This is a genomic window from Stenotrophomonas sp. STEN022 (assembly GCF_056760155.1).
Genome location: NZ_JBRREG010000066.1, coordinates 19240 through 27925, shown reverse-complemented (window position 1 = coordinate 27925; position 8686 = coordinate 19240). Strand labels below are relative to the sequence as shown.

At 65.7% G+C, this 8686-nt stretch carries 9 protein-coding genes; 2 read left to right on the top strand and 7 right to left on the bottom strand.

Features of this window, described 5'->3' with window-relative positions:
- Positions 1-282: 282 nt before the first annotated feature.
- The 4 genes from ACVOMF_RS14065 to ACVOMF_RS14050 are packed head-to-tail and all read right to left on the bottom strand — an operon-like array spanning position 283 to position 3152.
- Positions 283-1113, bottom strand: a complete 831-nt coding sequence (locus ACVOMF_RS14065; protein WP_481509848.1) for an N-formylglutamate amidohydrolase — start codon at positions 1111-1113, stop codon at positions 283-285.
- Positions 1094-1645, bottom strand: coding sequence for an NUDIX hydrolase (locus ACVOMF_RS14060; protein ID WP_303748991.1), 552 nt, complete (start codon positions 1643-1645; stop codon positions 1094-1096). Before ACVOMF_RS14060 ends, ACVOMF_RS14065 begins: the two co-directional genes overlap by 20 nt.
- Positions 1642-2589 carry a 5'-3' exonuclease gene (locus tag ACVOMF_RS14055; protein ID WP_481509852.1) on the bottom strand — a complete coding sequence of 316 codons (948 nt, stop codon included), beginning with the start codon at positions 2587-2589 and terminating at the stop codon, positions 1642-1644. Before ACVOMF_RS14055 ends, ACVOMF_RS14060 begins: the two co-directional genes overlap by 4 nt.
- On the bottom strand, positions 2577-3152 hold the full coding sequence (locus tag ACVOMF_RS14050) for a nitroreductase family protein (RefSeq protein ID WP_481509847.1): 576 nt from the start codon (positions 3150-3152) through the stop codon (positions 2577-2579). Before ACVOMF_RS14050 ends, ACVOMF_RS14055 begins: the two co-directional genes overlap by 13 nt.
- Positions 3153-3463: 311 nt before the next feature.
- Here ACVOMF_RS14050 and ACVOMF_RS14045 point away from each other — a divergent pair, with 311 nt between their 5' ends.
- Positions 3464-5773 carry a DUF1631 domain-containing protein gene (locus ACVOMF_RS14045; RefSeq protein ID WP_481509846.1) on the top strand — a complete coding sequence of 770 codons (2310 nt, stop codon included), beginning with the start codon at positions 3464-3466 and terminating at the stop codon, positions 5771-5773.
- An 87-nt stretch (positions 5774-5860) separates the two neighbouring features.
- Positions 5861-6964 carry an NAD(P) transhydrogenase subunit alpha gene (locus ACVOMF_RS14040; RefSeq protein WP_481509845.1) on the top strand — a complete coding sequence of 368 codons (1104 nt, stop codon included), beginning with the start codon at positions 5861-5863 and terminating at the stop codon, positions 6962-6964.
- Between the two features lie 327 nt (positions 6965-7291).
- On the opposite strand, the gene ACVOMF_RS14035 is transcribed toward ACVOMF_RS14040, so the two are convergent.
- The 3 genes from ACVOMF_RS14035 to ACVOMF_RS14025 are packed head-to-tail and all read right to left on the bottom strand — an operon-like array spanning position 7292 to position 8600.
- Positions 7292-7717, bottom strand: a complete 426-nt coding sequence (locus tag ACVOMF_RS14035; protein WP_481509844.1) for a DUF3106 domain-containing protein — start codon at positions 7715-7717, stop codon at positions 7292-7294.
- 5 nt (positions 7718-7722) lie between these two features.
- The gene (locus tag ACVOMF_RS14030) at positions 7723-8067 is read right to left on the bottom strand and encodes a hypothetical protein (protein WP_481509851.1); all 345 of its coding nucleotides are present in this window, start codon (positions 8065-8067) and stop codon (positions 7723-7725) included.
- Between the two features lie 5 nt (positions 8068-8072).
- Entirely contained in the window at positions 8073-8600 is a 528-nt protein-coding gene (locus tag ACVOMF_RS14025; protein WP_481509843.1) for an RNA polymerase sigma factor, read from the bottom strand.
- Between the last annotated feature and the right edge of the window lie 86 nt (positions 8601-8686).

Sequence of the window (8686 nt, the reverse complement as noted above, 5' to 3'; positions counted from 1 at the left end):
CCCGCGCGCCCCCCCCGCCCTCGCCGCGGCTCGCCCTCCCCGCCCCCCCCCCCCCCCCCCCCCCCCCCCCCCCACTACCTGGCTTCTGCGTGATCAAAAAATCACCAGTTCCTGCAAAGGCTTGGCGCGCAAGGCTTGTGCGAGCTTATCCACAGCTTGTGTAACCGTCAGGGCACAGCCTGTGTGGACAACACAGTGCCCGTGTAGTGCCGAGCCATGCTCGGCAGGGGACTTGCCGGTACTGCGTCCGAAAGTTCACCGGCTTCGCGGCTCACGCCGCTCCTACAACAAGGCGCTGCCAGGTTCCTGCATGGCGAGCAGTGCAGGCTGCAAACCGCGGAAAATCCGCTCCAGCCGCTCGGCCCAGGCCTGCTGGCCTTCAGCATCAGCAATCAGATCCTGGCGGATCTCCAGTTCCACATGCACCAGTCCACGGCCTTCGCCATGCACCGGCACCGCGTAGTCGCTGCTGCTGTTGACCGAATACGGCTGGTTGTCGCCAACCACCAGGTCGCCTTCCTTGCGTAATGCCTGCAGCAGCGCATGCGCGAAGCGGGTGTCCTGGTGATAAAGCACGCCGACATGCCAAGGGCGCTGGGCGCCGTTCATTGCCGGGGTGAAGCTGTGCATCATCACCAGCAAGGTCGGCATGCCGGCATCGCGGCGACGGTCGAGCTCGGCGTCGATCCGTGCATGGTAGGGCGCGTGGATCGCATCAATGCGCTGCTGGCGTTGCTGTGGATCAAGACCGCGATTGCCGGGAACAGCAGTGCCATCGCTGACTTCCGGAATCAGCGTCGGCGATACCAATGGCCGGTTACAGTCGATCAGCAGCCGCGAATAGGTCTGTTCAATGGCCCAGGCATCCAGGCGCTTGGCCAAGGCGCGGGTGGTGCCGGCAATGCCGATATCCCAGCCGATATGGCGGTCCAGTTCAGCCTGCGGCAGACCAAGGTCCTGCAATACCTGCGGCACGCGCTGGCCGGCATGGTCGGCCAGCAGCAGGAACGGTGAAGTGCCGCGCGGGTTGTGAACAGTGAAGACCGCCGGATCATCGGCACCGAGCAGTGGGGCGACGCCTTGCAAGCCTGAGTCAGCCACGCGGACGCCCATCCAGATGGTGTTCGATCATCCACAGGCCAGCCCACAACTTCGCGTCCAGCTCGTAGCCTTCGCCCATTTTCTCCACCAGCCAGGCTGCAGCGCGTTGGCGCGGGATGCTGTGCACGGTGATGTCTTCGCTGGCATCGCCGCCGCCGTCGCCGACCTTGCGCAGGCCGGTGGCACGCACGAAGGCGATCTTCTCGCTGCTGGCGCCGGAGGAAGTGGGGCCGATCATCAGCACTTCGGCGTGGTCGGCGGTCCAACCAGTCTCTTCTTCCAACTCGCGTACGGCTGAAACCTCGATGGATTCACCTGCATCGATATCGCCAACCAGCCCGGCCGGCATCTCGATGGTGCGCGCCTGCAGTGGCACGCGGAACTGCTCGACGAACAGCACTTCATCATCGGGGGTGACTGCGATGATGATCGCAGCCAGCCCGCCAGCATGGGTGCGCTCGCTGTACTCCCAGGTGCCGCGCACCAGCATGCGCTGGTACTTGCCTTCGTAGACGACGCGGGGTTCAGCAGTGTTCTGGCTCATGCGAACTCGTTGGCTGGAGTGGAAGGGGATTGCAGGCCGGCTGCAGTCATCAGCCGGCGCCGGGTCATCGGGCCAAAGCGCAGCGCCTCACACAACCCGCCAAGCATGTCGCCGTCGCCATTGGCGCGCACGAAACCGCCTGCGGCATTGTGCAGCGGGGCGTTCAGGGCAACCGTGGTCAGCTGGCGGAACAGGAGTGCTTGCTCGCGCTGCTCACGCAGCCGCACCGCCATCGTGGCTGCGCCACGCAGGCGCAGGAACGGTACTTCGTCGATGCGTTCGAGCAGGGCATCCATGCTGCCGAAATGGGCCAGCAGCACTGCCGCCGATTTGGCGCCAATGCCGGAGACGCCGGGGATGTTGTCGACTGCATCGCCGCACAGGGCCAGATAGTCGGCCACCTGGTGCGCATGCACACCTTGCCGCGCCTTCACCCCGTCCGCGCCCCAACGCTGATTGCGGGCGTAGTCCCACTGCTCGTCGTGTTCCAGCAGTAGCTGTGACAAGTCCTTGTCGGCCGAGACGATGACGCCGCGCAGGCGACCACGGCTGGCGTGCAGGGCACTGCCGATCAGGTCGTCAGCCTCGTACTCGCGGTCGGCCAGTACTTCCAGCCCCAGCGCAGCGCACAGTGCCTTGCAATGGGCGAACTGGCGGCGCAGTTCATCCGGGGCCGGATCACGGTTGGCCTTGTAGGCCGGATACAGCGCGTGGCGGAAACAGCTGTCCAGCGCTTCGTCGAAAGCCACGGCGATGTGCTGCGGGCGCTCGCGCTCCAGCAGGTCGAGCAGGAAGCGGGCAAAACCGTGAACTGCGTTCACCGGCCAACCCTGCGCATCCTGGAACTCGTCGGGGATCGAGTGCCAGGCGCGGAACACATACAGGCTGGCGTCGATCAGGTAGAGCGGCTGCAGTGGAGCATTGGCAGCATTCACGGCTGCCAGTCCTGCAGCAGCGCTGCCGGATCGGGCCGTTCGCGGTCAGGGACGGCGATCTTGGGCGTGCCGATATGGATGAAACCGACGATCTGCTCGTTGCTGGCCAGGCCCAGATGGCGGGCGACCTCCGGGTCGCTGGCCATCCACGCGGTCAGCCACTGTGCGCCGAAGCCGCAGCCCTGCGCCGCCTGCAGCAGCGCGAAGCAGGCGCAGCCGGCGGTGAGCAACTGCTCCTGTGCGGGCACCTTGGGGTTGTCCTGCAGGCGGGCAATCACGGTGATGATCAGCGGTGCATGCGAGAAACGTTGGCGGTCCTTCTCGACCGCCGCTTCGGATGCATTGGGGTCGCGCTGGCGGCTGCGCTGGGCCAGGAATTCTCCCAGGGCGTGGCGGGCCTCGCCCTGCAGGCGCAGGAAGCGGAACGGCACCATCTTGCCATGATCCGGCACGCGTACCGCCGATTGCAGCATGCGCAGCACGGTGGCGGAGTCCGGCGCAGGCTCGCCCAGTTGCAGGGAGGGCACCGAATGGCGCTGATCCAGCGCTTGCAGGAAGCAGTTGTCGGACATGGGTCACGGGGGCTGAGGCGGCTATTGATTATAGACGCCGCCGATGTACCTGCCCCTTCGCGCTTGCCGGGGTCAGTTTTGTGCGCTGCGTTGTGTGCCCTGAACAAACCGTGGGTCGCTAATAAACGCTGACACGCTTAGCATTGCTGGTATTGAGGCGAAGCGATCATGAGGTGGGAAATGCGCACTGCATCACTTACCCTGTTCATCTTCTCCGCCTACCATGCGCGTGCGGATTCAGGGGCCGCGTCTGCATTTCCTAAACCGTTTATCAGAAGAGCAGCGCCTGGAAGGGTGTGGAGCCTTTGCGCATGATGTCCAGTCCGCATCCCGCCGGTCAGCCCGGTCGTAACCAGAACCTGCTTGGCGTGGCCCGCGAGGCTGCCTTGCCTGTGCTGTCACAGGCTTTTGCCAAGGTGCTGGCGGGGTTTGATGACGCCTTGTTCGACCGCGCCGAGACGGCTGGCCCGTCGCAGCTGGCGTTCCTGGATGGCATGCGCGAGCTGCGTCGCCGCCGCGATGAAATCTCCCGTCGCTTCGACTCGCACCTGCAGCAGGCCTGGGCCGCGCTGGAAGCCGGCACACCGCAGTCGGCTGAAACCGTGCTGGCCGGGCAGAGCGACGGCGGTCTGAGCCTGGTCCCCGAACACATTCTTGAGTCACGCTTGGCCGTGCGCAATTTTGCCACCGTGCTGCTGCGCGACTGGAAGCAGGTATTGCTGCGCATCGATCACCGCTTGGCCTGGGTGGCCGGGGTGGCGGCGCTGGATGCCGATACCAACCCGATCGGCCCGGAGCACATTGGTGTTGCCGTGCACGAGGCGTTCTATACCTGTGACCTGGCCGCGGAAGTACGGCTGGTGCTGTTCAAGTTGTGCGAGCGTGAGTTTGCTGCCGGTATCGGCAAGCTGTACGAGGCAGTGGACGAGCGCTTGGCCCAGGCCGGTGCCGCGCCGGAGATCGCCTCGCCACGCCGCTCCAGCCAGCAACGGCCGTCGGCCGAGCAGCTGGCACAGGCCGCGCAGGAAGAAGACGACGGATTTGACCCTGGCCACGCGCCGATGTGGGCGCGACGCTTTTCCGAGCGCTGGAGCCAGCGCCGCGGCAGCATGGCAGGCCAGGCTGCCGCACAGGCTGCGGCGGGCTTCGAGGCCGAACAGGCCTTTGGCAATCCACAGAACATGGTGCTGGAAGCACTGCACGAACTGCTGGCGCAAAGCCGGCAGACCCGAGAGGGCGCAGCGGGGGCTTCTGCGGACGCGGGGCAGGGCGGTGCTGGCTATCAGCGCTCCCTGAACCAGCGCGAGATGATGTCGGTGTTGTCGCTGTTGCAGGCCACGCCCAGCGCAACCTTGCGTGCGGCGGTGGGTGAAGACGGTGAATCGCTGGCGCAACGGCTCAAGAGTGAAGTGCTGTCCGGTGCCACACGCCTCGGTGTGGATCCGCAGCAGGCGCACCTGGACCCGCAGGACGAGGATGCCATCGACCTGGTCGGCATGCTGTTTGACGTGATGCTGGACGAGCGTGATCTGGAAGGCCGCTCACGCGAGCTGATTGGTCGGCTGGTGGTGCCTTTCGTCAAGGTCGCCATGCTCGACCGGCGCATGTTCGTGCAGAAGACCCATCCGGCACGCAAGCTGCTCAATTCGCTGGCCGAGGCCTGCGAAGGCAATGCCGGTGAAAGCCAGGCCGAGCGCGCGCTGATGGGCAAGGTCGAAGAAATCATTGAACGGCTGACCGCCGAGTTCAACGAAAACCTGGCGATCTTCCTGACGTTGGAAGAAGAATTCCGCGACTTCCTGGCCCAGCATCGGCGCCGGGTTGAGATCACTGAACGGCGTGCGGCGGAAACCCAGCGCGGCCAGGAAAAACTGGAAGTCGCACGCAACCGTGCCGCTGCCGAGCTGGACAAGCGTGTTGCCGACGCGACCCTGCCCAAGGCCATAGCAGATTTCCTGCGCCAGCCCTGGAATCACCATCTCACCCTCACCTTGCTGCGCGAAGGTGACGAAGGCGAGGGTGTGACCGAGGCCTTGAAGCTGGCCGACGACGTACTGGAAGAAGTGGTCGAGGCGCGTCGTCATATCGTCGGCAAGCCGTGGCTGCAGTCCTGCCAGCCGGGCCTGCGGAAAGTGTTTGCCAGTGTTGGCCTGCATGGCGATGGCGGCACCACCGCGATCGATGCCTTGCACGACACCTTGCAGTCCATCGCCGAACTGCGCCCGGAACTGGAACGGGCGCTGCCGGAACTGCCACAGGTTGCCCTGCCGACGCCGCCAGCGCCGGAAACGCCGGCCATCGAGTTTGGCAGCGCGACCAAGGCCGAAGACTTCGACGACACTGATGCCGAGCGTTTCCGCCGGATGGAGATTGGCACCTGGCTGGATTTCATCGACAAGGACGGCAAGATGCAGGCCGGCAAGTTGTCGTGGGTGAGCCCGATCTCCTCGCGGCTGCTGTTCGTCAACCGTCGCGGCATCCGCTTCTGCGTGGCCTCGCCGGAAGAACTGGCGGTGATGGTGCGCTTGGAGCGGCTGCGTCCGCACGTGGATGACGGCGCCTTCGACAGCGCCATGCAAGGTGTGATCGACCGCCTTGAGCCGCAGGGCGCGACACACTGATCGCAAACCGGCAGGCCAAGGCCTGCCGCACAGGGCACCGGCTTTGCTAGGATCCGGCGGTTGATCCGCTGCGCATCGAGGACTGGAATGGCCGTAGATGTCTTGGTATTGAAGGAAACCGCTGAGGGCGAGCGACGCGTTGCCGCCACGCCGGAAACGGTGAAAAAGCTTGTTTCAGCCGGCGCGCAGGTACACCTGCAGGCCGGCGCGGGTACGGCCGCGGGCTTCCCCGATCAGGCCTATGTGGATGCTGGTGCTCAGCTGGGTGACGGTTTGGAAGGCGCGGACCTTGTGTTGTGCGTACAGGCGCCATCCTTGTCCACCATTGCCCGCCTGAAGACTGGGGCGGTGTTGGTGGGCGGTGTGCAGCCTGAAGCCGACCCCGCGCGCGCGGCTGCGCTGCAGGCGCGGCAGCTGCTGACCTTTCCGCTGGAACGATTGCCGCGTACCACCCGTGCGCAGGCGATGGATGTACTCAGCTCGCAGGCCGGCATGGCCGGTTACAAGGCGACCTTGATCGCCGCGCAGTTGGCACCGCGCTTCTTCCCGATGCTGACCACCGCCGCCGGCACTATCCGTCCGTCCAAGGTGTTGATCGTTGGCGCCGGTGTTGCGGGCCTGCAGGCCGTTGCCACCGCCAAGCGCTTGGGTGCTGCGGTCGAGGGCTTCGATGTGCGCCCGGAAACCCGTGAGCAGATCGAGTCATTGGGCGGCAAGTTCCTGGACCTGGGTGTCAGCGCAGCGGGTGAGGGCGGCTATGCCCGGCAACTGACCGACGACGAGCGTGCCGAGCAGCAACGTCGTCTGGCCGAACATCTGAAAGGCGTGGATGTGGTGGTCTGCACCGCGGCGGTGCCGGGGCGTCCGGCGCCGAAGATCGTCACCGCGGCGATGGTGGCGGGCATGCGCCCGGGCAGCGTCATCGTCGATCTGGCGGCTGAAACCGGCGGCAACTGCGAAGCTACCCAACCGGGGCAAACCATCGAGGTTGGGGGGGTGACGGTTGCTGGTCCGCTCAACCTGGCCAGCATGGGCGCGGTACACGCGAGTGAGATGTTCGCGCGCAACGTCTACAACTTCGTGGCCCTGTTCCTGAAGGATGGCAGGTTGTCATTCGACTGGAACGATGAGTTGTTGGCCAAAACGGTATGGCCACAGCGCCCGGCTGGCGGTGAGATCCCGCCGGTCTGACCGGCAGGGAGGGGTAGAGCCGAGCCATGCTCGGCTGAAGCCTCGCCGACAGACCTTGTGGGAGCGGCGTAAGTCGCGAAGCCAGCTATCCGTCGGGATACAGGCTGGTCCGTAATTTCATTGACGTCAACTTCGCAGCTTACGCCGCTCCCACAATGGCGCTGGTATTGCTTGGACAGCCCCTGCCGAGCATGGCTCGGCACTACAGGGCTGGATCGGCCCCGGCTTTAGCCCCTCGCCCGCATGCGGGAGAGGGGTTGGGGTGAGGGCGGCTTTTTGCTGCGGAAGGAAGCCTCTGCCGAGCATGGCTCGGCACTACGGGCCGGATCAGCGCGGGGAGCGAGCCGCTGGCGGGTTGGCCTGCACCCATCGCCGGCGCTGTTCCGGGCTCATCCTGTTCCATTGCTCGCGCAGCTGCTGGCGCCGGTCCTTGTCCATGCCGCGCATCTTGTCGAACAGCGCCTGCGCATCGCGGCGCTGGTCGGGTGACATGTTCTCGAAGCGGTGCATGCCGCGTCGGGCCTGCTCGCGCTGCTCCGGTGTCATCTGTTGCCAGCTGCGGGCATGCTCGTAGTTGCGCAGGCGGCGCTCGGGGGAGGAGCTGTTCCAGCGATCACGTACCGGCGCGATCAGGGTCTCGCGCTGGGCAGGGGTCAGCTGATCCCATTCGGGTAGCTGCTGTTGGGCGGTTGCCGGGGCGCTGGCACAGATCAGCAGCAACGGCAGTAGCAGGTAGGGCAGTCCGTTCTTCATCGTCGTCATTCCATCGCCAGATTGTCGGAGCCCAGCCACAGGTAGAGCTCCGGGCTTTCGTCGAACAGCAAGCTATCGTCGCCAGCGTCGGCACTCTGGCTGGCAATCGGGGGTGCGGCAGGCGGCTGCGCGCTGTGGTTGAACTGCATTGCCACCGGCACGGCCAGCAGCGCCGAGCAGGCGGTAGCCAGCCACCAGCGATGGCGGCGCCATACCGATGGCGTTCTCGCCATGCTGGCCTGCTGACGGGCCTGTCGCAGCCGCGCAAGGGTAGCTGGGGACAGCGCGGCATCGGCCTGCTGCTGCAGCTGTCGGGCCTGATGGTCGAATGCTTCGGGTTGTGTGGGCAGGCGGTTCACCGCGTGGCCTCCAGTTGTTTCTGCAAAGCGTCGCGGGCACGCGACAGGTGGGTTTTTACCGAGCCTTCCGAGCAGCCCATGGCCTTGGCGGTAGTGGACACGTCCAGTTCCTGCAGTACCCGCAGGCTGAAGGCCTCGCGCTGGCGGGCCGGCAGCCGCCGCAATGCCTGGACCAGCTGGGCATAACTGTGTTGCTGTTCATGGGTCTGCGCCGGACCGGGTGCTTCATCGGCCCAGTCGATGGTGCCGTCCTGGTCGTGCTCTTCCTGGGGCGCCCAGAACTTCAGGCGAAAGCTGCGGCGGCGCTGCAGGTCGATGATGCGCCGGCGCAGGATGCTCCAGAACAAGGCCGTCCATTCCTCCGCGGGCCGCTCGCGGTAGCCCAGCATGCGCTCCATGGCGTCCTGTACTGCATCCAAGGCATCGTCGCGCTGGCGCAGGCCGGCTTCGGCGAAACGGAACGCGCGCGGCCCGATGCCCGCCAGGAACGCGTCCAGCGAGGCGGGTACAGCAACAGGCGGCATCAAGGGTGGGCTGGTCACCAGCACAGGGTAGCGTCCCGGTCGTGGTCTCTGGGAGTAATAACGCGCGGGTGCGGAATCGGTTGACA